Origin of the sequence: Rhodococcus sp. Leaf225, from assembly GCF_001426145.1 — a bacterium.
Taxonomy (GTDB): Bacteria; Actinomycetota; Actinomycetes; order Mycobacteriales; family Mycobacteriaceae; genus Rhodococcoides.
Window position 1 is genome coordinate 294 of record NZ_LMRN01000012.1, and the last position, 24,723, is coordinate 25,016.

General features: G+C 69.2%; 24 protein-coding genes and 1 tRNA gene. 24 read left to right on the forward strand and 1 reads right to left on the reverse strand.

Features of this window, described 5'->3' with window-relative positions; translation table 11 throughout:
- Positions 1–132: 132 nt before the first annotated feature.
- The 24 genes from ASG69_RS22120 to ASG69_RS09860 all read left to right on the forward strand — a co-directional run bounded on the left by ASG69_RS22120 (position 133) and on the right by ASG69_RS09860 (position 23,745).
- Positions 133–1,152, forward strand: coding sequence for a hypothetical protein (locus ASG69_RS22120; RefSeq protein ID WP_373425223.1), 1,020 nt, complete (start codon positions 133–135; stop codon positions 1,150–1,152).
- Entirely contained in the window at positions 1,149–2,153 is a 1,005-nt protein-coding gene (locus ASG69_RS09750; RefSeq protein WP_056444384.1) for an HAD-IIA family hydrolase, read from the forward strand. The genes ASG69_RS22120 and ASG69_RS09750 overlap by 4 nt, the downstream gene beginning before the upstream one ends.
- A 59-nt stretch (positions 2,154–2,212) precedes the next feature.
- The gene (locus tag ASG69_RS09755; protein ID WP_082544496.1) at positions 2,213–2,467 is read left to right on the forward strand and encodes a hypothetical protein; all 255 of its coding nucleotides are present in this window, start codon (positions 2,213–2,215) and stop codon (positions 2,465–2,467) included.
- A 1-nt stretch (position 2,468) separates the two neighbouring features.
- Complete coding sequence (locus tag ASG69_RS09760; RefSeq protein ID WP_056444390.1) at positions 2,469–3,302, forward strand: TlyA family RNA methyltransferase; 834 nt, start codon at positions 2,469–2,471, stop codon at positions 3,300–3,302.
- Positions 3,299–4,243 (forward strand): NAD kinase, encoded by a 945-nt coding sequence (locus ASG69_RS09765; RefSeq protein ID WP_027505467.1) that lies wholly within the window; start codon positions 3,299–3,301, stop codon positions 4,241–4,243. The genes ASG69_RS09760 and ASG69_RS09765 overlap by 4 nt, the downstream gene beginning before the upstream one ends.
- Positions 4,244–4,248: 5 nt before the next feature.
- Positions 4,249–6,018, forward strand: a complete 1,770-nt coding sequence (gene recN / locus ASG69_RS09770; protein ID WP_056444393.1) for a DNA repair protein RecN — start codon at positions 4,249–4,251, stop codon at positions 6,016–6,018.
- Positions 6,019–6,112: 94 nt separating this feature from the next.
- Positions 6,113–7,297, forward strand: a complete 1,185-nt coding sequence (gene steA / locus ASG69_RS09775) for a putative cytokinetic ring protein SteA (protein WP_027505465.1) — start codon at positions 6,113–6,115, stop codon at positions 7,295–7,297.
- Positions 7,294–8,241: a copper transporter gene (locus tag ASG69_RS09780; protein WP_027505464.1), complete on the forward strand. Its 948-nt coding sequence runs from the start codon at positions 7,294–7,296 to the stop codon at positions 8,239–8,241. The genes steA and ASG69_RS09780 overlap by 4 nt, the downstream gene beginning before the upstream one ends.
- A gap of 150 nt (positions 8,242–8,391) precedes the next feature.
- Complete coding sequence (locus tag ASG69_RS09785; RefSeq protein WP_056444396.1) at positions 8,392–10,128, forward strand: CTP synthase; 1,737 nt, start codon at positions 8,392–8,394, stop codon at positions 10,126–10,128.
- The gene (locus ASG69_RS09790) at positions 10,125–10,763 is read left to right on the forward strand and encodes an NUDIX domain-containing protein (protein ID WP_056444399.1); all 639 of its coding nucleotides are present in this window, start codon (positions 10,125–10,127) and stop codon (positions 10,761–10,763) included. Before ASG69_RS09785 ends, ASG69_RS09790 begins: the two co-directional genes overlap by 4 nt.
- Positions 10,753–11,679: a site-specific tyrosine recombinase XerD gene (gene xerD, locus ASG69_RS09795; protein ID WP_056444402.1), complete on the forward strand. Its 927-nt coding sequence runs from the start codon at positions 10,753–10,755 to the stop codon at positions 11,677–11,679. Before ASG69_RS09790 ends, xerD begins: the two co-directional genes overlap by 11 nt.
- A 106-nt stretch (positions 11,680–11,785) precedes the next feature.
- Positions 11,786–12,685, forward strand: a complete 900-nt coding sequence (locus ASG69_RS09800) for a ParA family protein (protein ID WP_051613290.1) — start codon at positions 11,786–11,788, stop codon at positions 12,683–12,685.
- Complete coding sequence (locus tag ASG69_RS09805; RefSeq protein WP_056444405.1) at positions 12,682–13,530, forward strand: segregation and condensation protein A; 849 nt, start codon at positions 12,682–12,684, stop codon at positions 13,528–13,530. Before ASG69_RS09800 ends, ASG69_RS09805 begins: the two co-directional genes overlap by 4 nt.
- Positions 13,527–14,201, forward strand: a complete 675-nt coding sequence (gene scpB, locus ASG69_RS09810) for an SMC-Scp complex subunit ScpB (protein WP_051613243.1) — start codon at positions 13,527–13,529, stop codon at positions 14,199–14,201. Before ASG69_RS09805 ends, scpB begins: the two co-directional genes overlap by 4 nt.
- Before the next feature lie 9 nt (positions 14,202–14,210).
- Positions 14,211–15,248 (forward strand): pseudouridine synthase, encoded by a 1,038-nt coding sequence (locus ASG69_RS09815; protein ID WP_081821205.1) that lies wholly within the window; start codon positions 14,211–14,213, stop codon positions 15,246–15,248.
- Between the two features lie 29 nt (positions 15,249–15,277).
- Entirely contained in the window at positions 15,278–15,970 is a 693-nt protein-coding gene (gene cmk, locus ASG69_RS09820) for a (d)CMP kinase (protein ID WP_056445100.1), read from the forward strand.
- Entirely contained in the window at positions 15,967–17,412 is a 1,446-nt protein-coding gene (der, locus tag ASG69_RS09825) for a ribosome biogenesis GTPase Der (RefSeq protein ID WP_056444408.1), read from the forward strand. Before cmk ends, der begins: the two co-directional genes overlap by 4 nt.
- A 106-nt stretch (positions 17,413–17,518) precedes the next feature.
- Positions 17,519–17,592: transfer RNA gene (locus ASG69_RS09830), tRNA-Pro, on the forward strand.
- 187 nt (positions 17,593–17,779) lie between these two features.
- Positions 17,780–18,382: a TetR/AcrR family transcriptional regulator gene (locus ASG69_RS09835; protein ID WP_162246763.1), complete on the forward strand. Its 603-nt coding sequence runs from the start codon at positions 17,780–17,782 to the stop codon at positions 18,380–18,382.
- An 83-nt stretch (positions 18,383–18,465) separates the two neighbouring features.
- On the forward strand, positions 18,466–18,834 hold the full coding sequence (locus tag ASG69_RS22760) for a hypothetical protein (RefSeq protein WP_056444414.1): 369 nt from the start codon (positions 18,466–18,468) through the stop codon (positions 18,832–18,834).
- Positions 18,827–20,338 (forward strand): sensor histidine kinase, encoded by a 1,512-nt coding sequence (locus ASG69_RS09845; RefSeq protein ID WP_056445102.1) that lies wholly within the window; start codon positions 18,827–18,829, stop codon positions 20,336–20,338. The genes ASG69_RS22760 and ASG69_RS09845 overlap by 8 nt, the downstream gene beginning before the upstream one ends.
- Positions 20,335–20,994, forward strand: coding sequence for a response regulator transcription factor (locus ASG69_RS09850; RefSeq protein WP_056444417.1), 660 nt, complete (start codon positions 20,335–20,337; stop codon positions 20,992–20,994). Before ASG69_RS09845 ends, ASG69_RS09850 begins: the two co-directional genes overlap by 4 nt.
- Complete coding sequence (locus ASG69_RS09855; RefSeq protein WP_056444421.1) at positions 20,991–22,496, forward strand: SLC13 family permease; 1,506 nt, start codon at positions 20,991–20,993, stop codon at positions 22,494–22,496. Before ASG69_RS09850 ends, ASG69_RS09855 begins: the two co-directional genes overlap by 4 nt.
- Before the next feature lie 28 nt (positions 22,497–22,524).
- On the forward strand, positions 22,525–23,745 hold the full coding sequence (locus tag ASG69_RS09860; RefSeq protein ID WP_056444424.1) for a glycerate kinase family protein: 1,221 nt from the start codon (positions 22,525–22,527) through the stop codon (positions 23,743–23,745).
- An 18-nt stretch (positions 23,746–23,763) separates the two neighbouring features.
- Here the strand turns inward: ASG69_RS09860 and ASG69_RS09865 are convergent, their stop codons facing one another.
- On the reverse strand, positions 23,764–24,549 hold the full coding sequence (locus tag ASG69_RS09865) for a hypothetical protein (protein WP_056444429.1): 786 nt from the start codon (positions 24,547–24,549) through the stop codon (positions 23,764–23,766).
- Between the last annotated feature and the right edge of the window lie 174 nt (positions 24,550–24,723).

A 24,723-nucleotide genomic window follows, 5' to 3' on the forward strand; every position in this document is an offset into this window, starting at 1 on the left:
TCCGTTCCGAAAGGGGACCCATTCATATGGGTCCCCTTTCGTGTTTCTGCACTCCGATCGTGAGTGCGGCATGATGACACCACCGGTGACGAGCGGGAGAGCTCGGTCGCCGATCGATCGAAAGGAACCACCGTGCCGGAAGAGCCGTCATCGGAAGGTCGTACGTCCGATTCGGACCGCCGGCCGCCCGCGCGCGACAACCGGGCACCTCGCCGCGACAGCGCGGGGGAACGCGGGTCGTTCCGATCATCGGCCCCTCGCTCCGGTGACCGTTCCGGGAGCCAGGACGAACGTCGCCACACCGGCGACCGTGGGCGCTCCGGGGATCGATCGACGTCCGGCGACCGTCGGCAGGGTTCCGGCAGGGGCCAGGCACCCGACCGCACTCGAGGACAGGGTGCACCTCCCCGTCGTCGCGGCGGTGAAGGGAGCGCAGGTCCGCGCGCCGGCGGTGGGCGAGGCCCTGATTCTCGCGCTCCTCGTCCGGTCGAGCCCGATCTGCCGGACGACGTCGACGCGAAAGATCTCGAACCCGGGGTCCGTCGAGACCTGTTGAGCCTCGACAAGAGCAACGCGGAAGCTGTTGCACGACACATGGTCATGGTCAGTCAGCTGATCGGAGACGATCCCGCCGCAGCACTGCTGCACGCGCGAGCGGCGCGGCAGCGTGCCGGCCGCATCGCCGTGGTCCGAGAGACGGCCGGCATCGCCGCGTATCACGCAGGAGAGTGGGCGGAGGCTCTGTCCGAGCTCCGCGCCGCCCGCCGTATGGCCGGTGGGCCAGGCCTGCTGTCCGTCATGGCTGATTGTGAGCGGGGCCTCGGTCGGCCGGAGCGCGCCATCGAGCTCGGACGCAGCGACGAGGCTCGCCAGCTGACGGGTGACGATGCGTCCGAACTGCGCATCGTCGTCGCGGGTGCCCGCATGGACATGGGGCAGTACGACCAGGCGGTGGTGACGCTGCAGACTCCGGATCTCGAGGGAGATCGCACGGGGTCGGCTGCAGCACGGCTGTACTACGCCTACGCCGACGCTCTCGTGGCCGCCGGTCGAGCGGACGACGGGGTGCAGTGGTTCCTCCGTGCCGCCGCCGCCGACGTCGAGGGTGAGACGGACGCCGAGGACCGAGTCGACGAACTGACCGGTCAGTGACCCGTCTGACCGACGCTCACGACGCCCTGCTGCTCGATCTCGACGGGACTCTGTACCGGGGTCCCGATCCGATCGACGGTGCCGTCGACATTCTCCGCGAGTGCTCCTCTCAGCTCTGCTACGTCACCAACAACGCCAGTCGGTCTCCCGCTCAGGTGGCCGAGCACCTACGCGATCTCGGTTTCCGTGCGCCCGACGAGTCGGTGGTGACGAGTTCCCAGGCGGCGGGGCGGCTTCTCGCTGGTCTCCTGCCCGCAGGTGCGTCCGTGCTGGTCGTCGGAACCGAGGCCCTCGAGGCAGAGGTGTCCGCCGCCGGCCTGGTGCCGGTTCGTACAGCGGACCCCACTCCGGCCGCGGTCGTCCAGGGACATTCCCCCGAGACGGGGTGGGCGAACATCGCCGAGGCGACCTACGCGGTCCGTGCCGGCGCACGCTGGGTGGCCACGAATGCCGACACCAGCCTGCCGACGCCTCGCGGTCTCGGGCCGGGAAACGGTGCCATGGTCGCGGCGGTCGCCGCAGCGACGGGGGCCACCCCGATCGTGGCGGGCAAGCCCGAGGCACCTCTCATGAAGGACGCGCTCGAGCGCAGCGGGTCGACCACGCCGCTGGTGGTGGGTGACCGTCTGGACACGGACATCGCGGGAGCCAACGAGGTGGGTGTGCCGTCACTCCTCGTGCTCACCGGAGTGAGCACCGTGCACGACGTGCTCACTGCCGTCCCGCACGAGCGCCCCACGTACCTTGCGTCGTCCCTGTCGGCTCTGCTCGAGGAGCCGGCCGCGTCTCTCGTTCCCTCCGAGCCTTCCGACACCTGGTCGGTGTCGCTGTCCGGTTCCGTGCTGCGAGTCGAGACCACGGGCGACGTCGACGCCGACGGCGACCTCTGGATCGAGGCACTGCGCGAAGTTCTCCCCGCGGTCTGGGCGCTCGGCGGCTTCGACACCGTCGAGGGCGCGTCCGGTGCGGCTGCGGATGTCGTCGCGCGGTGGACCGCCTGACACTGACGGTCACCACCGCCGACCGACGTCGTCGGGGGTATCGGCTAGCGTTGTCCGCGATGAGCACGCCCGTTCCCCGCCCCGGTCAGCACTTGCCGTCGCACTCCGATGTCGAGGGCACGTCCGTCGATCCCGACGCCGTCGTCTCGGCTGTCGACGCGCTGGTCGCCGAGGCGGACGTGGCGGCGTCGGCGCCGTTCGGCGAGGGTACGGACGACCCGCACGGCCTGGTCACGCTGACGCAGCAGGCCCGCATCCTCGACCGCGCGCACGAGGTACTCGTCGACGCGCTCGAGTCCGTGGACAAGAACTGACATGGCTCGTCGCGCTCGGGTGGACGCCGAACTCGTCCGCCGCGGTCTGGCCCGATCTCGGGACCACGCCTCGGAGCTCATCTCGGACGGTCGAGTGCTGATCGCCGGCACCGTGGCCACGAAGCCCGCCACCGCGGTCGAGCCCGGCACGGCGCTACGGGTCACCGAGGTCTCCGACGAGGTGTCGTGGGCCTCTCGAGGTGCACACAAGCTACTGGGCGCGCTCGCCGCCTTCGAGCCACGCGGTGTCACGGTGGAGGGCGCGCGGTGTCTCGACGCGGGTGCGTCCACCGGTGGGTTCACCGACGTGCTGTTGTCCAAGGGTGCACGCGAGGTCGTGGCGGTCGACGTCGGCTACGGACAGTTGGTGTGGCGGCTACGGACCGACGAGCGGGTGCGAGTCCTCGACCGTACGAACGTCCGTGGCATCGATGCCGAGGCCATCGGCGGGCCGGTCGACCTCGTGGTCGCCGACCTGTCCTTCATCTCGTTGGCTCTCGTACTCCCGGCGTTCGCCGCGTGTGCCCGTCCGGGTGCCAGCATCCTCCCGATGGTCAAGCCCCAGTTCGAGGTCGGCAAGGATCGCGTCGGTGCAGGGGGAGTGGTCCGCGATCCCGCCCTGCGCGCAGATGCGGTGCTGGGAGTCGCGCGCGCCGCGGCCGACCTGGGCCTGGTCACGTCCGGTGTGGAGCCGAGCCCACTGCCCGGTCCGTCCGGCAACGTCGAGTACTTCCTGTGGCTCACCGTTCCGGGTCCGGACGACGATCCCAGCACAGCCCAGTCGACGTCCGTCGAGCAACTGGTGTCCGACGCCGTGGAGAAGGGGCCTCAGTGAGCGAGTCGACCGTGCCCGAGCGCACCATCCTGCTCGTCGCGCATCCGGGTCGCCCGGACATCGAGCAGACGGCTCTGCGCGCGGCGAAGGTGTTCCACGATCACGGGATCGCCCTGCGCGTGCTCGTCGACGAGCACGACACGTCGCGGTTGGAGTCGACGTCGGGGATCGACGCGCTCTCCACACCGCAGTCCGACGTCTCCGTCGTGGAGTTCGGTCCGTCGGCGGCGGTGGGCTGCGAGCTCGTCCTGGTCCTCGGCGGCGACGGAACCTTCCTGCGCGCTGCGGAACTCGCGCGGGTGGCGTCCATCCCGGTGCTCGGCGTGAACCTGGGACGCATCGGATTCCTCGCCGAGGCGGAGGCCGACGATCTCGAGGAGACCCTGGCCATCGTGGTGCGCCGCGAGTACCGCATCGAACCGCGGATGACGCTGGACATCACCGTGCACGTCGACGGCGAGATCATCGAACGTGGGTGGGCGCTGAACGAGGCCAGTATCGAGAACGGGTCGCGGCTCGGGGTGCTCGAGGTGGTGCTCGAGGTGGACGACCGTCCGGTGTCCTCGTTCGGGTGCGACGGTGTTCTGCTGTCGACCCCCACCGGGTCCACCGCCTATGCGTTCTCGGCCGGTGGTCCGGTCGTGTGGCCGGAGCTCGAGGCGATCCTCGTCATCCCCAGTAACGCCCACGCGCTGTTCGCGCGGCCGCTGGTGACCAGTCCCGAGTCACACATCGCCATCGAGACCTTCGACGGTGGACACGACGCGGTGGTCTTCTGCGACGGCAGGCGCACCCTGCGCCTGCCCGCCGGTGCTCGCGTCGAGGTGGTGCGAGGATGTGAGCCGATCAAGTGGATCCGGCTCGACTCCGCGCCGTTCGCCGATCGACTCGTACACAAGTTCGCCTTGCCGGTCACCGGCTGGCGGGGGAGGGTGACGTAACCGACGTGTTGTCCGAAATTCGTATCGACGGCCTGGGAGTCATCGCCGAGGCGACGGCGTCGTTCTCGGAGGGTCTGACGGTGCTCACCGGTGAGACCGGTGCCGGCAAGACGATGGTCGTCACCAGCCTGCATCTGCTCTCCGGCGCGCGCGCGGACGCCGGGCGTGTCCGTGTCGGCGCCGACCGCGCGGTGGTCGAGGGTCGTTTCACCACCGACCACGTCACCGACAAGGTCCGCGGCGACGTGGAGCAGTTGCTCGAGTCCACCGGCGGTCGGCGCGACGAGGACGACAGCATCATCGCCCTCCGGACGGTCGGCAGCGACGGCCGATCACGTGCTCATCTCGGCGGCCGCAGTGTGCCCGCAGGCGTCCTGTCGGAGTTCACCGGATCGTTGCTCACGGTGCACGGACAGAACGATCAATTGCGTCTGCAACGCAGTGATCAGCAGTTGGCCGCTCTGGACCGCTTCGCTGCGGACGCCATCGGGCCGCTGCTCGAGACGTACCGCACTCGCCGCTCGCAGTGGGTCGCTGCGGTGACCGAACTGCGGGAGCGGACGGAGAAGGCTCGCGAACTCGCGCGCGAGGCGGACCAGCTCACGTTCGCCCTGAACGAGATCGACGCGGTCGCACCGGCACCGCACGAGGACACCGACATCGCGGCGACCGTCCGGCGGCTCAGCGATCTCGACTCGCTCCGCGATGCGGCGTCCGCCGCGCACACGGCGCTCACCGGTGGCGACGACCCCGGCGACGTGTCCGTTATGGCGCTGTTGGGCGAGGCCCGCGATCGACTCGCCTCGACCGACGACGAGATTCTCTCGGCCGTCGGCCCACGACTCGCCGAGGCTATCGCGGTGGTGACCGACGTCGGAGCCGAGCTCACCTCGTACCTCGAGGATCTGCCCGCCGATCCGGAGTCACTGGACACGCTGCTCTCGCGTCAAGCGGAGCTCAAGAGTCTGACTCGCAAGTACGCCGCCGACGTGGACGGAGTGCTCGCGTGGGCGGAGGACGCACGAACCCGCCTGACGGGACTGGACGTCTCCGCCGACGCCGTGGCAGCGCTGACCGAGCGCGTCTCCACCACCGGTGCAGCGACCGCCGAGGTCGCACGCAAGCTGTCGGCCGCGCGGGTGAAGGCTGCGGCGAAACTGTCCAAGGCGGTCAGCGCCGAACTCGCCGGCCTGGCGATGGGCAAGGCCAAGCTGGACGTCGAGGTGCGCCCCCGCGCTGCGGGTGCGGACGATCGGTCGGCGCTGTCCGTCGACGGAACCGCGCTGCACGCCGGGTCGACCGGCACCGACGAGATCGAGTTCCGTCTGTCCGCGCACAGCGGTGCGCAGTCGCTGCCGCTCAACAAGAGCGCGTCCGGCGGAGAGCTCTCCCGCGTGATGTTGGCGCTCGAGGTGGTCCTCGCGCGATCGGATGCCGGAGCGACCATGGTCTTCGACGAGGTCGATGCCGGCGTGGGTGGTCGCGCCGCCGTGGAGATCGGCAAGCGGCTGGCACGCCTGGCCAGGACGCATCAGGTCATCGTCGTGACGCACCTCCCGCAGGTCGCGGCGTTCGCCGACACGCACCTGGTGGTGAACAAGACCGACGGAAAACGTGGCGGCCCCAACAGTGGTGTGCGCACTTTGACGGATTCCGAGCGTGTCGTGGAACTCGCGCGCATGCTCGCCGGGCTCGACGACACCGAGACCGGCCGGGCACATGCCGAGGAGCTGTTGCGCACCGCGACGGCGGAACGGGAGTCCGCGACCGCCTGAGAGCGATGTGCTGGTGTGACTGATGTGAATGATGTGGTAGTTGTTTCGGCGCGCCTCCGCCGATGCTGCCGTGTTGTTGTCCATCATCGTGTGCATGAAGATGCCGGCTCTGCTCTCGCGTAGTCATGACTCACTTCCCGGAGTCACGGGAATCGCTCGGGTCGATCGCTCCACGGCCAAGCTCCTGCGCCGTGTCGGTCCCGGAGACATCGTCGTTCTCGACGAACTCGACCTCGACCGGATCACCGCCGACCTGCTGGTACAGGCCGGCGTGACGGCCGTGGTCAACGCCTCCGCCTCGATCTCGGGGCGCTACCCCAATCTCGGTCCGGAGGTGCTCGTCGCCAACGGCATCGAGCTCATCGACGAGGTGGGCTCCGACGTCTTCAAGAAGGTCAAGGACGGTTCGAAGATCCGCCTGCACGACGGCAACGTGTACGCCGGGGAGCGACGTCTCGCCACCGGCACCGAGCAGTCCGAGGCCGACATCTCCGACCGCATGATCGAGGCCAAGTCTGGTCTGATCGATCACCTGGAAGCGTTCTCGGGCAACACGATCGAGTTCATCCGCACCGAGTCGCCGCTGCTGATCGACGGCGTCGGAGTGCCCGAGGTGGACGTCGACATGAACGGTCGTCACGTCGTGGTCGTCGCCGAGGGCACCGACCACGTGGCCGATCTCAAGTCGCTCAAGCCGTTCATCAAGGAGTACTCGCCGATCCTCATCGGTGTCGGCGCCGGCGCCGACACGCTGTCGGAGGCGGGATACCGCCCCGACCTGATCGTCGGCGACCCGGACGACGTGAGCAGCCGCACGCTGAAGTCCGGCGCCGAGGTGGTGCTCCCCGCCGATTCCGACGGCCACGCCAAAGGCCTCGAGCGCATCCAGGACCTGGGCATCGGAGCCATGACGTTCCCGGCCACGGGCACCCCGGCGGACCTCGCACTCCTGCTCGCCGACCACCACGGCGCCTCACTCATCGTCACGGTCGGATGTGCCGCGTCGCTCGACGAGTTCTTCGACGCCAGCAAGCGCGCGGACACACCGTCGACGTTCATGACCCGACTCAAGGTCGGTCCGAAACTGGTGGACGCCAAGGCCATGGCGACGTTGTACCGCAGCCGGGTCTCCGGTGGCGCGGTGGCGCTGCTCGTCCTCGCAGCCCTCATCGCCGTCATCGCGGCGCTCGTCGTGACCAACGGCAGCGGTGCGACTCTGGACTGGGCGATCGAGACCTGGAACAGCTTCGCCCTGTGGGTGCAGGGGCTGCTTCAGTGATTTCGCTTCGTCAGCACACCATCTCGTTGATCGCGGTGTTCCTGGCGCTCGCGGTCGGAGTCGTCCTCGGCTCCGGCCTGCTGTCCGGTCGAGTGCTGTCCGGACTGCGCGACGACCGGGACGATCTGCAGACCGAGGTGAACGACCTGCAGTCGGCGAACAACGCACTCGGTGAGCAACTCAACGCCGCCGACGGTTTCGACGCGGCCGTCGCGACCCGGGTGGTCGCGGGAGCGCTGGCCGACCGCACCGTCGTGCTGGTCACCACGCCCGACGCAGACCCCGCCGACGTGGAGGGTGTGCAGCGCACCATCGCCGACGCGGGCGGGTCGGTGACCGGACGAGTGGGGCTCACCGAGGCGTTCGTGTCCGCCGCCAGCGGCGACGATCTCCGCACGCGCCTCACCAACGTGGTTCCCGCAGGCGCGCAACTGCGTACGGGATCGGTGGATCAGGGCAGCCTCGCCGGCGATCTGCTCGGTACGGTGCTGTTGCTGAACGCACAGACCGCCCAACCGCAGAGCACGCCGGAGGAACTGGGCCTGGCCCTCGACACCCTGCGCGGCGGCGGCTTCATCACGTACGACGACGGTGCCGTGGCACCGGCACAGCTCGCGGTGGTGGTCTCCGGACAGGCCGCCGACTCGGGTGAGGACGGCAACCGCGGCGCGATCGTGGCTCGCTTCGCCGGCGCTCTGGACGGACGCGGAGCCGGAACCGTGCTCGCGGGCCGTGCCGGTTCGGCCGAGGGCAGCGGTCCCATCGCGGTGGTGCGGTCGGATTCCGCCCTCGCAGCCGGGACCAGCACCGTCGACGACGTCGATCGCACGTCGGGGCGCATCACCGTCGCCTTGGCACTCGGTGAGCAGCTCGCCGGTGGTACGGGTCGGTACGGAACGGGTCCTGCCGCGACGGCCGTGACGGTCGGGGCGACCCCGAGCTAGGTACTCAAGCCGTCGTCGCCCGCGTGGTGTCGACCGAACTCGCGTGAAGGTGTTACCGTGAAGTCCCGTGGGTCGGCCAGGTTCCGAACCACTCGATGTTGAGCGATTCGCTCGCTGTCACCATCGGGTCGCACCGTCACGGGAGTCTCTTTGCAGTCACGCATTCACACGCGGGCCGACATCAAGCACATCTTCGTCAGCGGCGGCGTCGCGTCGTCGCTCGGCAAGGGGCTCACGGCCTCGAGCCTCGGTCAGCTTCTCACCTCACGTGGCCTTCGCGTCACGATGCAGAAGCTCGATCCCTACCTCAACGTCGATCCCGGAACGATGAACCCGTTCCAGCACGGCGAGGTCTTCGTCACCGAGGACGGCGCGGAGACCGACCTCGACGTCGGCCACTACGAGCGGTTCCTCGATCGGGATCTCTCCGGATACGCCAACGTGACCACCGGCCAGGTGTACTCCACGGTGATCGCCAAGGAGCGTCGCGGCGAGTACCTCGGCGACACCGTCCAGGTCATCCCGCACATCACCGACGAGATCAAGGCCCGCATCCTCGCGATGCGCGGACCGGATCTGCAGGGCCAGGAGCCCGACGTCGTCATCACCGAGATCGGTGGCACCGTCGGCGACATCGAGTCGCAGCCCTTCCTCGAAGCGGCGCGTCAGGTCCGCCACGACGTGGGCCGGGAGAACGTCTTCTTCCTCCACGTCTCGCTCGTTCCGTTCCTCGCGCCCTCGGGTGAGCTCAAGACCAAGCCGACGCAGCACTCGGTGGCGGCGTTGCGCAGCATCGGTATTCAGCCCGACGCGCTGATCCTGCGATCCGACCGCGACGTGCCGCAGGCCCTCAAGGCGAAGATCGCGCTCATGTGCGACGTGGACGTCGACGGGTGCATCTCCACCCCCGACGCGCCCTCCATCTACGACATCCCGCGCGTGCTGCACGGCGAGGGTCTCGACGCGTATGTCGTGCGGCAGCTCGGACTGCCGTTCCGGGACGTCGACTGGACCGTGTGGGGAACCCTCCTCGAGCGAGTGCACCAGCCTCGCGAGACGGTGCGCGTCGCCCTGGTCGGCAAGTACGTCGATCTGCCCGACGCCTACCTGTCGGTGACCGAGGCGCTGCGGGCCGGCGGTTTCGCCAACCGCGCGAAGGTCGAACTCGTGTGGGTGCAGTCCGACGACTGCGACACCGCGGCCGGCGCCAAGCTGGCGCTCGCCGACATCGACGCCGTGGTGATTCCCGGCGGCTTCGGCATCCGCGGTATCGAGGGCAAGCTCGGCGCGATCACCCACGCCCGGACGCACAAGATCCCGACGCTCGGGCTCTGCCTGGGTCTGCAGTGCATGGTCATCGAGGCGGCGCGGTCCGTCGGTCTCACCGATGCGAACTCGGCCGAGTTCGAGCCCGAGACGACACAGCCGGTCATCTCGACGATGGCGGACCAGGAGCAGGCGGTCGCCGGCGAGGCGGACCTGGGCGGCACGATGCGCCTCGGGGCCTACCCCGCCACGCTCACCAAGGGGTCGGTGGTGTCGCAGGCCTACGGCAGCGAGTCCGTCTCCGAGCGTCACCGCCATCGCTACGAGGTCAACAACAGCTACCGCGACCGCATCGCGGAGAGTGGACTGCAGTTCAGCGGCACGTCCCCGGACGGCCACCTGGTCGAGTTCGTCGAACTGCCGCGGAGCGCGCATCCGTTCTTCGTCGGCACGCAGGCGCATCCCGAACTCAAGAGCCGGCCGACGCGGCCGCACCCGCTCTTCGCGTCGCTGATCTCCGCTGCGCTCTCGTACAAGTCCGAGGAGCGGCTGCCCGTCGACGTCCACGGTGACGAGTCCGTCACGGCGCAGCCGGCCGAACCCGCCGCGACGAAGGCCTGACCATGGCCGATCGTCACGAGTTCGAGATCCTCGAATCGTCCGTCGAGTACCAGGGTGCGATTCTCGCGCTCCGGCTCGACCAGGTGACGATGCCCGGCGGTCGTCGGGCCGAACGTGAGGTCGTCGAGCATCACGGTGCGGTCGCCGTGGTCGCGCTGGACGACGACGAGCGCATCGTGCTGATCAGCCAGTACCGGCATCCTCTGGGGCGTCGCCTGCTCGAGCTTCCCGCGGGTCTGTTGGACGAGCCGGGGGAGGATCCCGTCGAGGCCGCGAAGCGTGAGCTGACCGAGGAGACGGGGCTCGCCGCGGCGTCCTTGTCGTTGCTGGTCGACGTGGCGGCGTCACCCGGGTTCACGGACGAGACCGTGCGGATCTACCTGGCCGACGAGGTGACCGAGGTCGATCGACCGGAGGCTCACGACGAGGAAGCCGACATCGAGCTCGTCCGCGTCCCGGTGGACGAGGCGGTGTCGCGCGTGTTCAGCGGCGAGATCGTGAACGCGTCGGCGGTGGCGGGAATCCTGGCGCTGGCGGCGGTGCGGTCACGCTCGGTTCCGTTGCGGCCGAGCGATGCACCCTGGCGTGATCGACCCACCGCGTTCGAGAAGCGCAAGGGCGCGCATGGCAGCTGACTCGCCGGGCGAGGTGATCGCGACCTATCTCGATCACCTCGCCGTCGAGCGCGGGTCAGCTCGCAACACCATCACCTCGTACCGCCGCGACCTCTCGCGCTACGCCAGCCATCTGGGTGAACTCGACCGGAACAGTCTCCGCGACGTCACCGAGGTGGACGTCGCGGAGTTCGTGACGGCCCTCCGGTCCGGCAACGAGCTGTTCCCGCCGCTCGCGGCGAGCAGCGCCGCGCGCACGGTCATCGCGGTTCGCGGAGTCCACCGCTTCGCGCTGGCCGAGGGCATCGTCGACGTCGACGTCGCTGCCGGGGTCAAACCGCCGGCGCCGGGCCGCCGGCTCCCGAAGTCGCTCTCCGTCGAGCAGGTGTTCGCGCTCCTCGATGCCGTCGCCGGGGAGGCCGCGGACACCCCGCGCGGTCTTCGCGACCGGGCGCTGCTCGAGCTCCTCTACTCCACCGGTGCGCGCATCTCCGAGGCCGTGGGACTCGACGTCGACGACATCGACTCCGACTCGCGGTCCGTGGTCCTGCACGGCAAGGGCGGCAAGGAGCGCATCGTGCCCATCGGCCGTCCCGCACTCGACGCCGTCGACGCGTACCTCGTCCGTGGTCGACCCGCACTGGTGTCACAGGGCACGCCCGCGCTTCTGCTGAACGTGCGGGGCGGCCGGTTGTCACGCCAGAGCGCGTGGCAGGTCCTGCAGACCGCGGCGAAGCGCGCCGGGATCGGAGCCAGCGTCTCCCCGCACACGTTGCGGCACTCCTTCGCGACCCACCTGCTCGACGGCGGCGCGGACGTACGTGTGGTGCAGGAACTTCTGGGTCACGCCTCGGTGACCACCACGCAGATCTACACACTGGTCACCGTCACGACGTTGCGCGAAGTGTGGGCCGAGGCGCATCCGCGCGCACGGTAGCGTGTCCGCACGAAGCTGCACCCGACACGCGGTAGCGTTCAGGGGAACTGCAGCACGAGGTGAGGATGGAGGTCCGGTGGTGTCAGCGGCGCACGACGACGGAGCACTGTTCCGCACTCGTCAGCCCGAACCGGAACATCCGACCCTGGCCCACCCGTCGGGCATGGGTCCGACGGGGCGCCCGTATCGCGACATCCCGGATCCGCAGCCGCTGTCCTCGCACGGACCGGCGACGGTCATCGCGATGTGCAACCAGAAGGGCGGCGTCGGCAAGACCACGTCGACCATCAATCTGGGTGCGTCGCTGGCCGAGTACGGACGCCGAGTCCTGCTGGTCGACCTCGATCCGCAGGGCGCGCTCTCCGCGGGTCTCGGTGTGCCACACCACGAGTTGGACCTCACGGTGCACAACCTGCTGGTGGAGCCGCGGGTAGCGATCGACGACGTCCTCATGCGTACGCGGGTGGACGGGATGGACCTGCTCCCCAGCAACATCGATCTCTCCGCGGCCGAGATCCAACTGGTCACCGAGGTCGGCCGCGAACAGACTTTGGGACGCGTGCTGCACCCGATCCTCGATCGCTACGACTACGTCCTCATCGACTGCCAGCCGTCGCTCGGCCTGTTGACGGTCAATGCCCTCGCGTGCGCCGATTCCGTGCTCATCCCGATGGAGTGCGAGTACTTCAGTCTGCGCGGACTCGCGTTGCTCAACGACACCGTCGACAAGGTGCGCGATCGTCTCAATCCGCGGCTGAAGCTCGAGGGCATCGTGGTCACGATGTTCGACGCCCGCACGCTGCACTCGCGAGAGGTCATGAATCGCGTGGTCGAGGTGTTCGGCGACGTCGTCTTCGACACCGTCATCACGCGCACCGTGCGTTTCCCGGAGACGAGCGTCGCCGGCGAGCCGATCACCACGTGGGCGCCGAAGTCCGCGGGTGCCGACGCGTACCGGTCGTTGGCCCGCGAGGTCATCCACCGGGACACCGCACCCCAGTCTTGACCGACGGGACGGTCGTGACGGACACGACGGTCGGGGACGCGCCGACGCCCACCGGATTCCAAGTGCGGCTCACCAACTTCGAAGGCCCGTTCGACCTGTTGCTGACCCTGATCGGACAGCACCGACTCGACGTCACCGAGGTCGCACTGCACACCGTCACCGACGACTTCATCGCGTACACCCGCGCGATGGGCGCGGAGATGGGTCTCGACCAGACCACCGAGTTCCTGGTGGTCGCGGCGACCCTGCTGGACCTCAAGGCCGCCCGCCTCCTGCCGTCGGGCGAGGTGGACGACGCCGAGGACCTGGCGCTGCTCGAGGTGCGGGACCTGCTGTTCGCCCGGCTGCTGCAGTATCGGGCCTACAAACAGGCGGCTCAGTTGTTCGGCGAACTGGAGAACGCCGCGCTGCGGCGCTATCCGCGATCGGTCTCGCTCGAGGACTCGTTCGCGTCGCTGCTGCCGGAGGTGTTGCTCGGTGTGGATCCGCGCCGCTTCGCCGAGATCGCCGCGGCGGCGTTCACCCCGCGCGAGGTGCCGACGGTCGGTCTCGGCCATCTCCACGCGTCCGCGGTGTCGGTCCCGGAACACGCGCGGGCGATCCTGGCGATGCTGCGCGACCGCGGAGTGGGTGAGTGGGCGACGTTCGCCGACCTGGTCCGCGACTGCGAGGTCACCGTCGAGGTGGTCGCACGGTTCCTCGCGCTGCTCGAGCTGTATCGCGAGAAGGTCGTCGCGTTCGAACAACCCGAGGCGCTGGGCGATCTCGCGGTCACCTGGACCGGCGACGACGACGCTGCCGACATCGACCGGATGGACGTCTCGAGGATGGAGGACTACGGATGACAGCGAGCGAGGACGCTCCCGACGCCCTGTCGGACGCCGAGGTGCGCGCGGCGCTCGAGTCGGTGCTGCTCGTCGTCGACACCCCGGCATCCGTCCCGCAGCTCGCCTCCGCCCTGGACTGTGACGAAACGCGCATCCGGCAGGCGCTGACCGCCATGGCCGCCGACCTCACCGCCCGCGGCAGTGGCATCGACCTGCGGTTCGCCGGCGACGGGTGGCGTTTCTACACCCGCACCGAGTACGCGCCCTATGTCGAACGGCTCCTCCTCGACGGTGCGCGGTCCAAGCTCACCCGAGCGGCACTGGAAACCCTCGCTGTGATCGCCTATCGTCAACCGGTTACCCGCGCACGAGTCAGTGCTGTGCGCGGAGTGAACGTGGACGGCGTGATGCGCACTCTCCTCGCGAGAGGTCTCATCGCCGAGGCGGGTCCCGACCCGGACTCTGCGGCGACGCAGTACGTCACCACGGAAATGTTCCTCGAACGGTTGGGGTTGGCGTCACTGTCCGACCTCCCCGAACTTGCTCCGCTGCTTCCGGGCGTGGACATGATCGACGACATCAGCGACAGCATGGACTCCGATCCGCGGGTCCTGCGTGCCGAGCGTCGACGAGAGAACACCGAGTCGAACTCGACCACCGAGTTCGGCACCGACACCACAGACGAATAGGTAAGAAACGTGAACGACTCCGCTCGCCGTGATGGCACACCGGACCGGGACGGCGCATCCGACGCCTCCACTCCCGAACGACAGAAGAAGCGCCCCAACAAGAAGGTCGCCGCTGCTGCGTACAGCAAGCGCACCGAGAGCCGTAAGCCCGGCGGCAAGTCCGGGTACCCCCGGGTGGCTCCCAAGAACAGCGGCTCCAAGCCCGGCAAGTCGCCGAAGCCGGAGCGCAAGACGACGGCTGCTCCGACCATCAGCAACGCCAAGCCCGCCCGCCACCAGCACACCGACGGCCCGCGGCCGCACGTGGCTCCTGAGGACGGTGTGCGCTTGCAGAAGGTGCTCGCCCAGGCAGGTGTCGCGTCGCGTCGCGCCGCCGAGCAGCTCATCGACGAGGGACGCGTCGAGGTCGACGGCCGCATCGTCACCGAGCAGGGTGTCCGCGTCGACCCCGAGGTCGCGGTCGTGCGGGTGGACGGCACCCGTGTCGTCATCAAGGCCGATCTGGTCCACATCGCGCTGAACAAGCCGCGCGGATGGCAGTCCACGATGTCGGACGACCTCGGTCGGCCCTGCATCGGCGACATCGTCTCGGAGCGGGTCCAGGCAGGACAGCGGCTCTTCCACGTCGGCCGACTCGATGCCGACACCGAAGGCTTGATCCTGCTCACCAACGACGGCGATCTGGCCCACCGGCTGATGCATCCCTCCTTCGAGGTGTCCAAGACGTACCTCGCCACGGTGCAGGGTGTCCTGGACCGCGACGCGGGCAAGAAGCTGCGTTCCGGAGTCGAACTCGACGACGGACCGGCGAAGGTGGACTCCTACGCGGTGCTCGACGTGAACGAGGGCAAGACGCTCGTGAAGGTCGTGCTGCACGAGGGTCGCAAGCACATCGTGCGCCGACTGTTCGACTCGGTCGGGTTCCCGGTGAAACGCCTGGTGCGCACCGACATCGGGGCCGTCGCCCTCGGCGACCAGCGCCCCGGCACGCTGCGGGTGCTCGGTCGCGGCGAGGTCGGCAGTCTGTACGGGGCGGTCGGCCTGTGACCGCGTCGGAGGATCGACTGATCGTCGCGATGGACGGCCCGTCCGGTACCGGCAAGTCGTCCGTCTCCCGCCTGTTGGCGACCCGGCTCGGTGCGTCCTACCTCGACACCGGTGCGATGTACCGCGCGGCGACGGCATGGGTGCTGACGAACGACGTCGATCCCGGAGACGCGGACGCCGTCGCTGCGCTCACCGAGTCCATCGACCTCTCCATCGGCACCGATCCCACGGGGGAGCGGGTCGAGGTGTCGGGCGAGGACGTCACCGGTCCGATCCGCGGGTCCGCCGTGACGGCGGCCGTCTCCGCGGTGTCCGCCGTTCCCGCAGTGCGCGAGAAACTCGTTGCGCTGCAACGAGAGATCGCGGACTCTGCCGGTCGGATCGTCGTGGAGGGTCGCGACATCGGCACCGTCGTCCTCACCGACGCACACATCAAGATCTATCTGACCGCGTCCGCGGAGACGCGCGCCACGCGTCGTAACGACCAGAACATCGCCGAGGGCCGCGGGGACGACTACGACGCCGTGCTCGCCGACGTCCAGCGTCGGGACCACGCGGACTCCACACGTGCCACGTCCCCGCTGCGTCCCGCGGACGATGCGGTCACCGTGGACACCAGCGACCTCGACAGGGACGCGGTGATCGACGAACTGATGCGTCTGGTCACGGAGCGTCTGGACATCGGGCGTCCGACTCATGCCCCGGAAGGAGCACGCTCATGAGCGACAACACATTCGACACGCTCGACGCGACCGAGGTCTACGCCTCGGACGGCATCTGGTCCGAGGAGTCGGACTGGGAGGACATCGACTTCGAGGGTGACGGCGAGGCCGAGGCCGAGGTCGCCGTTCCCACCCTCGCCGTCGTCGGTCGGCCCAACGTCGGCAAGTCCACGCTCGTCAACCGCATCATCGGCCGCCGCGAGGCCGTGGTGGAGGACGTTCCCGGCGTCACCCGCGACCGTGTCTCGTACGAGGCCAACTGGTCCGGACGTCGATTCATGGTGCAGGACACCGGCGGTTGGGAGCCCGACGCCAAGGGGATGCAGCAGTCGATCGCCCGGCAGGCCGAGATGGCGATGCAGACGGCGGACGCCATCCTGCTCGTCGTCGACGCCGTCGTCGGTGCGACGGCGACGGACGAGGCCGTGGCACGAGTCCTGCGTCGGTCGAAGACGCCGGTCATCCTGGTGGCCAACAAGGTCGACGACGAGCGCACGGAATCCGAAGCGGCACTGCTGTGGTCGCTGGGTCTCGGTGAGCCCCGTCCGGTCAGTGCGACGCACGGCCGCGGTACCGGCGATCTGCTCGACGACGTCCTGGCAGTCCTGCCCGAGACGCCCCGCGAGGGAACCGGTGTCGCCGGCCCTCGTCGTGTCGCCCTGGTCGGCAAGCCGAACGTGGGCAAGTCCAGCCTGCTGAACAAGCTCACCGGTGACGAGCGATCGGTCGTGCACGACGTCGCCGGCACCACCGTCGATCCGGTCGACTCACTGGTGGAACTGGGCGGCAAGGTGTGGCGTTTCGTCGACACCGCGGGGTTGCGCAAACGCGTCAGTCACGCCAGCGGCGCCGAGTTCTACGCCTCGCTCCGCACCAAGGGCGCCATCGACGCGGCCGAGGTCGCGATCCTGCTGCTCGACGCGTCCGAGGTCATCTCCGAGCAGGACCTGCGGGTGCTCTCGATGGTCGCCGACGCCGGCCGCGCACTGGTCATCGCGTTCAACAAGTGGGACCTCGTCGACGACGACCGTCGTGGCCAGCTCGAGAAGGAGATCGACCGGGACCTGATGCGCGTGCCGTGGGCGCAGCGCGTCAACGTCTCGGCCAAGACCGGTCGTGCGGTGCAGAAGCTCGTGCCCGCTCTGGAGACGTCGCTCGCGTCGTGGGACAAGCGCATCTCGACCGGTCAGCTGAACTCCTGGCTCAAGGAGGTCGTGGCCGCGACGCCGCCGCCGATGCGTGGTGGTCGACTGCCCCGCGTCATGTTCGCCACGCAGGCGAGCACGCGCCCGCCGACGTTCGTGCTGTTCACCACCGGTTTCCTCGAGGCCGGGTACCGCCGGTTCCTCGAGCGCCGACTGCGTGAGGAGTTCAACTTCGACGGCAGTCCGGTGCGGATCTCGGTGCGTATCCGGGAGAAGCGGGACCGCAAGAAGAAGTAGGCGACTGCCCCGGTGGTGCTGCTGAGGCGATTGGCGTCCAGCGTCGCCACTGGGGTAGTGTTTGCTCGTTCCCTTCGGGGCACACACGATCCCTTTCGAGGGATCGCGGGCTGTGGCGCAGCTTGGTAGCGCACCTGACTGGGGGTCAGGTGGTCGCAGGTTCAAATCCTGTCAGCCCGACACAGAAATGGCTCCGGACCGTTGTCCGGGGCCATTTTTCATGTTCGCGTCCGGTGTGGCGGGCGCACCGCACGTCGCGGAGGCCGCGCCCGTGGTCGTCGACTTCCTCGGCAGCTCAGAGAGCCTGCCGTGGGACAATGACGGGTGTACATCACCCGTCAGGAGAGCGCGAAGGAGGGCAGCGGCGGTGTCTTCCTCCCCGGCGATGAGTCGTCGAGAACGGAACAAGCAGGACAAGCTCGACCGCATCACCACGGCGGCACGCGACCTCTTCGCCGAGTACGGCGTGAGTGAGGTGACCACACAACAGGTCGCCGACCGCGCCGACGTGGGAACCGGAACCGTCTTCCTGTACGCGAAGAACAAGGGTGAACTGCTTCTTCTGGTGCAGAACTCGGATTATGCGCGCGCGCTCGAGCGGGGCATCGCCGCGGCCGCCCACGTCGTGGACCCGGTCGAGGCCGTCATGGCCGTCCTCAGGCCGGTCGTCGAGTGCAACCGCAAGCAGATCGAGAACGGCCGGACCTATCAGCGAGAGGTCGTGTTCGGTGACGACACGGAACCTCATCGTCGTGAAGCGTTGTCACTCGCCGCGCGGACCGAGGCGGTCGTCGCGGAGATTCTCGGCCGCGACGACGACGCGACGCACCACTCGGACCGGCAGGTGCAGGCCCACATCGTCTCCGCCATCCTGTTTCTCAGCATGGCTCTGACGGCGAACGCGACCAAGAGTGTCGCGGACGTGGCGGCAGAGATCGAGATGCAGATCGGCGTCCTGCTCGGCCGTTGACGCCACTCGCGGCGTGTCGAACATGAAGGAACCTTCATCGTCGTCTCATGGGACGGTCATGGACCCCCGGCATAGTTGCTGTCATGCGCTCCTCCCGCCCACTCGCCGCGGCCGCCGTCCTGGTGGCCATCGCGTGCGTTCTCGTCGCCGGGGTCCTGGTGACGCAATCACCGGCGCCACGCCTCGACCCCTCGCCCGTCGTGGTGAGTGTGGCGCCGGAGCCGACGCCCGAGGTGATCGCTCCCACACTTGATGTCCCGTCTGCCTCTCCCGCGCCCGCGCCGGCCGCTCCCGCTCCGATCACACCGCCGCCAGTTCAGGCCCCAGTGCAGGCACCGCCGATCGTCGACTTCTCCGAGGACGACGCGGACGACGGCGATGACGGCGCCGACGGCGCCGACGACGTCGACGACGTCGACGACGTCGACGGCGGTGACGACGATGATGAGTGACGCCGCCGGTGTCTCGGCTCGCCGTGGATCGGCACTTCCGGCACGGTGGAAGATCACCGCCTGGATCATGTTGACGACCCTTCTTCTGTTGGTGGTCGTGCTGGTGACCGCCCGCAATCTGCTGTTGCGCGACGTCGACGTGCGCGCCAACGGGGACGTCGCGCAGGAAGCCGAGGAGTTCCGGACCTTCGCGTCCGAGGGGGTCGATCCCACGACGACGCAGCCGTTCGTCTCGGTGGAGCGGCTTCTCGAGGTGTACCTCGCCCGGCAGTCGGCCGGCACGGGTGAAGTGATGTTCGGCGTCGTGGGCGACTCGGTACTGACTCAGCCCGGCGTCGATGTGCCGACCGTGCTCGCACCGGGGTCACCGATCCTGACGACGGTCGTGCAGTCGGCCGAACCCGCCGGAGTGCTGGACACCGACAACGGCGAGATGCGGTGGGGGCACGTCGTCATCGACGACGCGACCGGCCGCGCCGGCACGTTCGTCGTCACGGCGTTCACCGGTGCGAACCGTGATCTCGTCGATCGGACCATGCGAACCATGGCAGTGGTCGGCGCCGTCGGACTGCTGCTGACGACTGGAATCGCGTATCTCGTCGCCGGTCGCATTCTCGCTCCCGTCCGCACGGTGCGCACGGTCGCGGCCGAGATCGGGGAGACGGATCTGACCGCGCGCGTCCCGGTCCACGGGCGCGACGACATCTCCGATCTCGCCGAGACGTTCAATGCGATGCTCGACCGGCTGGAGCAGGCGTACGTCACCCAGCGACAGTTCGTCGACGATGCCGGACACGAACTGCGCACGCCGATCACGATCGTCCGGGGGCATCTCGAGCTCATGTCGGAGGACCCGGAGGAGCGGCGGCGTACGTTGGCGCTCGTCGACAGCGAGCTCGCCCGCATGGGGCGGATCGTCAGCGATCTGCTCATGTTGGCCAAGGCCGAGCAGCCCGATTTCGTCGTGCCCGCCCCCGTCGATGCGGCGCAACTCGTCCTCGATATTGAGTCGAAGGTGCAGACGCTCGGCGATCGGCAGTGGTTGCTGATGCAGGTCGCGGAGGGCTCGTGTGTTCTGGACGCCCAGCGCGTCACGCAGGCCATGGTCCAGCTCGCGGCCAACGCCGTCGGACACACCGAGGACGGGAGCCGCATCCGGCTCGGATCGACCTTCCACGACGACGGGGACGCTCGACGGTTGTCGCTGTGGATCGCCGACGACGGGCCCGGTGTCCGCCCCGAGGACGCGCCCGTCATCTTCGACCGTTTCCAACGCGGATCGCCCGCCGACCGGACGTCACCGGCAGCGCGGTCGGGAGCCGGCCTCGGACTCGCCATCGTCCGTGCCATCGCCGACGCCCACGGCGGCTCCGCCTGGGTGCGCAGTGTGCACGGCGAGGGGGCGACGTTCGGCCTCGACCTCCCGGCTCCGGGCCATAGCCCGCGGTCCGAGACCGGCCCGGCGCTCACGACAGACGATGCACTCACGAAGGAGATCCGATGAGCCGAATCCTGATCGCGGAGGACGACATCCACATCGCCTCCTTCGTCGGCAAGGGTCTGCGGGCCGCCGGGTACACCACCGAGCACGTCGCCGACGGCGAGACCGCGCTCATGATGGCGCGTGGCGGTGGCTTCGACATGGTGGTGCTCGACATCGGCCTGCCGGCGATGGACGGGTTCACGGTGCTCCGACAGTTGCGCGGCGAGGGTGTGTCGACACCCGTGGTGGTCCTGACCGCTCGGGACAGCGTGCGCGACACCGTTGCCGGGCTCGAGGGCGGCGCCAACGACTACATGACCAAGCCCTTCCAGTTCGCCGAGCTCCTCGCACGGGTACGCCTGCGGTTGCAGGACGACACCGCAGGTTCGGCGGACAACTCGCTGACCTCGGGGGACCTTCGTCTCGATCTGCGGTCACGCCGTGTGCACGTGGGGGAGTCGGTCGTCGATCTGACGGCGCGCGAGTTCGCTCTGCTCGAGACGTTCCTGCGCCACCCCGACCAGGTGCTGTCCCGTGAGCAGATCCTCGGGCAGGTGTGGGGATACGACTTCGATCCGGCCTCGAACGTGGTCGACGTCTACGTGCGTGCGTTGCGCGCGAAGATCGGCGCCGAGCGCGTGGAGACCGTGCGCGGGATGGGATACCGCGTCCGATGACCGTCACCGAGTTCGCGACGACGCCGCCCGGGCGGCGTACTCCCACCAGTCCTGTCCCGACCCGGACGCCGCGGCGAGTTCCGACGCCGTCGCCGCGGACCCTCGTCAGTGCCGTCATTCTCGCGGTGCTCGCCGTCGGTGTCGTCCTGGCAGGAGTGGCCGGCGATCTGACCGCACACGGGACCATCACGGTGCTGGTCTTCCTCGTCGCGGTGTGGATGTGGATCTTCTCGCCCCTCGACGACACCCACGTCGCTCTGGGCGCCGCTCTGACGTTGGTGATCCTGGGTCCCGTGTCCACCGAGACCTTCACGCGCACACTGGGTGACACCGTGATCTGGCTGTTGGTCGGGTCGTTCGTCATCGCCGCGGCGGTGACGGCCAGCGGCCTGTCCGCTCGGGTTGCGGCACGCGTGCTGTCGGTCGCCCGGTCGCCGCGGCAGCTCGTCCATCTGGTCACCCTCGTGCTGCTCCTGACGACCTTCGCGATCCCGTCGACGTCGGGCCGGGCTGCGCTCGCGCTGCCGGTGTTCCTCGCTCTGGCGACCGTTCTGCGTGAACGGCCCCGAGTGGTGCTGACGCTGTCCCTGGTCTTCCCCGCGGTGATCCTCTGCTCCGCGGTCGGGTCGCTGCTGGGGGCCGGCGCGCACCTCATCACCAGCGAGATCGTGCGCACGACGACCGGATCGGGCATCGGGTTCCTGCAGTGGGCGATCCTCGGACTGCCGCTCGCGATCGTGTGGTCGCATCTCGCGGCGGAGATCGCGCTGTCCCTGTTCACCGATCGAGCGGAGCGACGCCGACCGCTCTCGGTGACACGCGACGCGTTCGGCGGGTCCGCCGGACCACTCACCGTCCCGCAGAAGCGTGTCCTGCTCGTCCTGGTCGCCGTCGTGACCCTGTGGTGCACCGAGCCGGTGCACGGTGTCGAACCGGCCATCGTCGCGATGATCGGCGCACTGCTCGCGTCGGCACCGTTCGTCGGGGCCACCACGCTGCCTGCTGCCGTCCGCACCATCCCGTGGAGCCTGCTGCTCTTCATGGCCGGAACACTGTGTCTCGGAGTGGCGCTGACCACGACGGGTGCCGCCGAGTGGTTCGCCGACCTGGTCTTCGGGCCCATCAGCGCGCTCGGGTCGTCCGCCGCGACCGTGTTCGTGGTCGTACTGGTGCTGGTGTCGCTGCTGTCCCACCTCGTGGTCCAGTCACGGTCCGCCCGCTCCGCGGTGCTCGTCCCCGTCGTCGTCGCCACTGCGCCGGTGCTCGGCATCGATCCCGCCGCGGCGGCGTTCGCTTCCACCGCTGCCGCCGGCTTTTGCCTCACCCTCACCAGTTCGGCCAAACCGGTGGCGATGTTCGCCGCGAGCGACTCCGTCCCGGGGTTCTCGGCAGGCCACCTTCTCCGCCTGTCCGCCGCAGTCGCCCCGGTGTCCGTCGCTCTCGTTCTCGTCTGCTCGGTATGGCTGTGGCCTGCCCTCGGTCTTCCGCTGTACCTGCCCTGACTGCTCCCACCCCTATCTCAGGAGAACCATGTCCACACGAGTTCCCCAGCGCATCCTCGTCGCCCCCAGCGGTTTCAAGGAGAGCCTCTGCGCCGAGTCCGTCGCGTCCGCCATCGCATCGGGGGTGCGGCGCGCACTACCCGGAGTTCGGGTCGACACCGCGCCCATCGCCGACGGCGGTGAGGGAACGGCACGCACACTGGCGGCCGCGACGCGCGGCACCGTCCACGAGACGACGGTCGTCGGACCGGTGGGGGAGCCGGTGCCCTCGCACTGGGCCCGACTCGGTGGCTCCGAGCGCTCCGTCGCCGTGGTGGAGATGGCGGCTGCGGCGGGGCTCTCCCTCGTACCGCACGATCGGCGCGATCCCGGCGCGACCACCACCTACGGTGTCGGCCAGCTCATGGCCGCGGCGCTCGACGCGGGCGCGGACACGATCCTGGTGGGTTGCGGCGATTCCGGCACCTGCGACGGGGGAGCCGGGGCACTGCAGGCGCTCGGCGCCAGGATCCTCGACGTGCAGGGCCATGAGATCGGCCGCGGCGGTCGAGAACTGATCCGGGCGCACCACCTCGATCTGACGGCGCTGCATCCCCGTCTCACCGAGGTCGACGTCGTGCTCGCGTGCAATCCGCACAACGTACTGTGCGGACCCAGCGGTGTCGCCCGCGTGTTCGGACCGCAGAAGGGGGCGTCCCCGGATCAGGTGGACGAACTCGCCGCCGCCCTGGACAACTGGGCGCGCGTCCTCGAGCAGGACGGTGTGGCCACCGGCGATGTGGCGACCGGAGCGGGCACGGGAGCGTCGGGCGGACTGGGTGCAGGACTCGCGGCCGGGGTCGGGGCGCAGTTGCGGTCCCGCTTCGATGCGTTGCTGGACTCGGGCCTGTCGGGAATCGACCTCGACCGCCGAATCCGCAAGGCGGACCTCGTCATCACTGCCGAAGGGTCCATCGACTTCCAGACCCCGCGTGGCAAGGTACCGGCGGAGGTGGCGCGGCGCTGCCAGCAGTTCGGCGTGCCGGTGATCGCGTTGGCGGGATCACTCGGTCGCGGAGCGCCGGCGGTGCACGACGTGGGCATCGCCGCCATCGCGTCCATCATCACGGTGCCGATGCCGTTGTCCGAGGCGGTCGCGAACGGCGAGCGGTTGCTCACCGACGCCGCCGAACGGACCATGCGCATGATCCTGCTCGGTGGTGCGGTCTCCGCTCGATCCGGTAATCGGAGTCGTAAGAAGTCGGCGTGAGGCCGGTCGATGTCGGTGTCAGCGAATGCCGAGGATGGCGTCCAGCAGCGACGGAACACTCGGCGCGGTCACGATCGTCGGGGTCGCCAGATCGAACGCCCCCAGCGCGGTGAGTACGTCGTCGCTCTGGGTCGCCGGGCCGCCGTAGGTGTTGGCCGCGACCGTGAAGTCGTCGCCGATGGAGGCCGAGGCGACGACGCTGGACCCGTCGTCCGCCCAGCCCCACTTCGTTCCGGTGGCGGCGGCGAGCCGACCGGTGCCCCAGTCCTGGACCGTGCCGTCGGCCGCGACCGGTAGCGCCGTGGTCATCCACGTGAGGACGGGGCTGCCGGGATCGGTGCGCTTCTTGGTGTCGAGGAAGCGCACGGTGTCGGCCGTGCTGGTGTAGGAGTCGCCCCAGAAGCTGCCTCGCGAGGTCGCGGTCAGTCCGTACTCGCGCGCCGCGGCGTCGATGGCGCCGGGGTACTTGCTGTCGAGCAGCGAGGCGGCCCAGTCGTCGCTCACCTGGATCATGCGAGCGGCGAGGTCGCGGTCCTCCGCGGACGAATCACCCTGTCGGAGCACGTGATCCGCCAGGTAGAGCTTGACCGTGGAGAGTCCCGGCCGTGCCTCGTTCTCGTTGGCAGTGCCGACGTGGACGCCCGTGGAGAGCGAGGTGTACGACAGGGAGGTCCGCTCCGGGACGCCGGAGAAGTCGCCCGGTGCGGGCGCGGCGCTCGCGGGGGCCGCGAGGGCGGTGACCAGTGCGACGCCCACTGCGGCGGTCGCGAACCAGGTGGCCGGTCGTCTGTGTCGAACGTTCATCGTGCTGCCCCTCCGGCGGTCGTGCCGCCGACGAACGACGAACACCGTCGAATCTATTGCCTCCGCTACCGGAACGGTGGACGACGCCGCGGTGGCGTGGTGGGGATCACATACCCGCGCGGCCCGGTGATCACGCTGTCCCGGAGTGAACAGCCGCTGAGAAATTGCTGTGAC

Coding starts and splice junctions, on each gene's coding strand:
- ASG69_RS09755 (WP_082544496.1), top strand. CDS start 2,213: ATGAGCACGCCCGTTCCCCGCCCCGGTCAGCACTTGCCGTCGCACTCC.
- ASG69_RS09760 (WP_056444390.1), top strand. CDS start 2,469: ATGGCTCGTCGCGCTCGGGTGGACGCCGAACTCGTCCGCCGCGGTCTG.
- steA (WP_027505465.1), top strand. CDS start 6,113: ATGAAGATGCCGGCTCTGCTCTCGCGTAGTCATGACTCACTTCCCGGA.
- xerD (WP_056444402.1), top strand. CDS start 10,753: ATGGCAGCTGACTCGCCGGGCGAGGTGATCGCGACCTATCTCGATCAC.
- scpB (WP_051613243.1), top strand. CDS start 13,527: ATGACAGCGAGCGAGGACGCTCCCGACGCCCTGTCGGACGCCGAGGTG.
- cmk (WP_056445100.1), top strand. CDS start 15,278: ATGGACGGCCCGTCCGGTACCGGCAAGTCGTCCGTCTCCCGCCTGTTG.
- der (WP_056444408.1), top strand. CDS start 15,967: ATGAGCGACAACACATTCGACACGCTCGACGCGACCGAGGTCTACGCC.
- ASG69_RS22760 (WP_056444414.1), top strand. CDS start 18,466: ATGCGCTCCTCCCGCCCACTCGCCGCGGCCGCCGTCCTGGTGGCCATC.
- ASG69_RS09845 (WP_056445102.1), top strand. CDS start 18,827: ATGAGTGACGCCGCCGGTGTCTCGGCTCGCCGTGGATCGGCACTTCCG.
- ASG69_RS09850 (WP_056444417.1), top strand. CDS start 20,335: ATGAGCCGAATCCTGATCGCGGAGGACGACATCCACATCGCCTCCTTC.
- ASG69_RS09855 (WP_056444421.1), top strand. CDS start 20,991: ATGACCGTCACCGAGTTCGCGACGACGCCGCCCGGGCGGCGTACTCCC.
- ASG69_RS09860 (WP_056444424.1), top strand. CDS start 22,525: ATGTCCACACGAGTTCCCCAGCGCATCCTCGTCGCCCCCAGCGGTTTC.
- ASG69_RS09865 (WP_056444429.1), bottom strand. CDS start 24,549: ATGAACGTTCGACACAGACGACCGGCCACCTGGTTCGCGACCGCCGCA.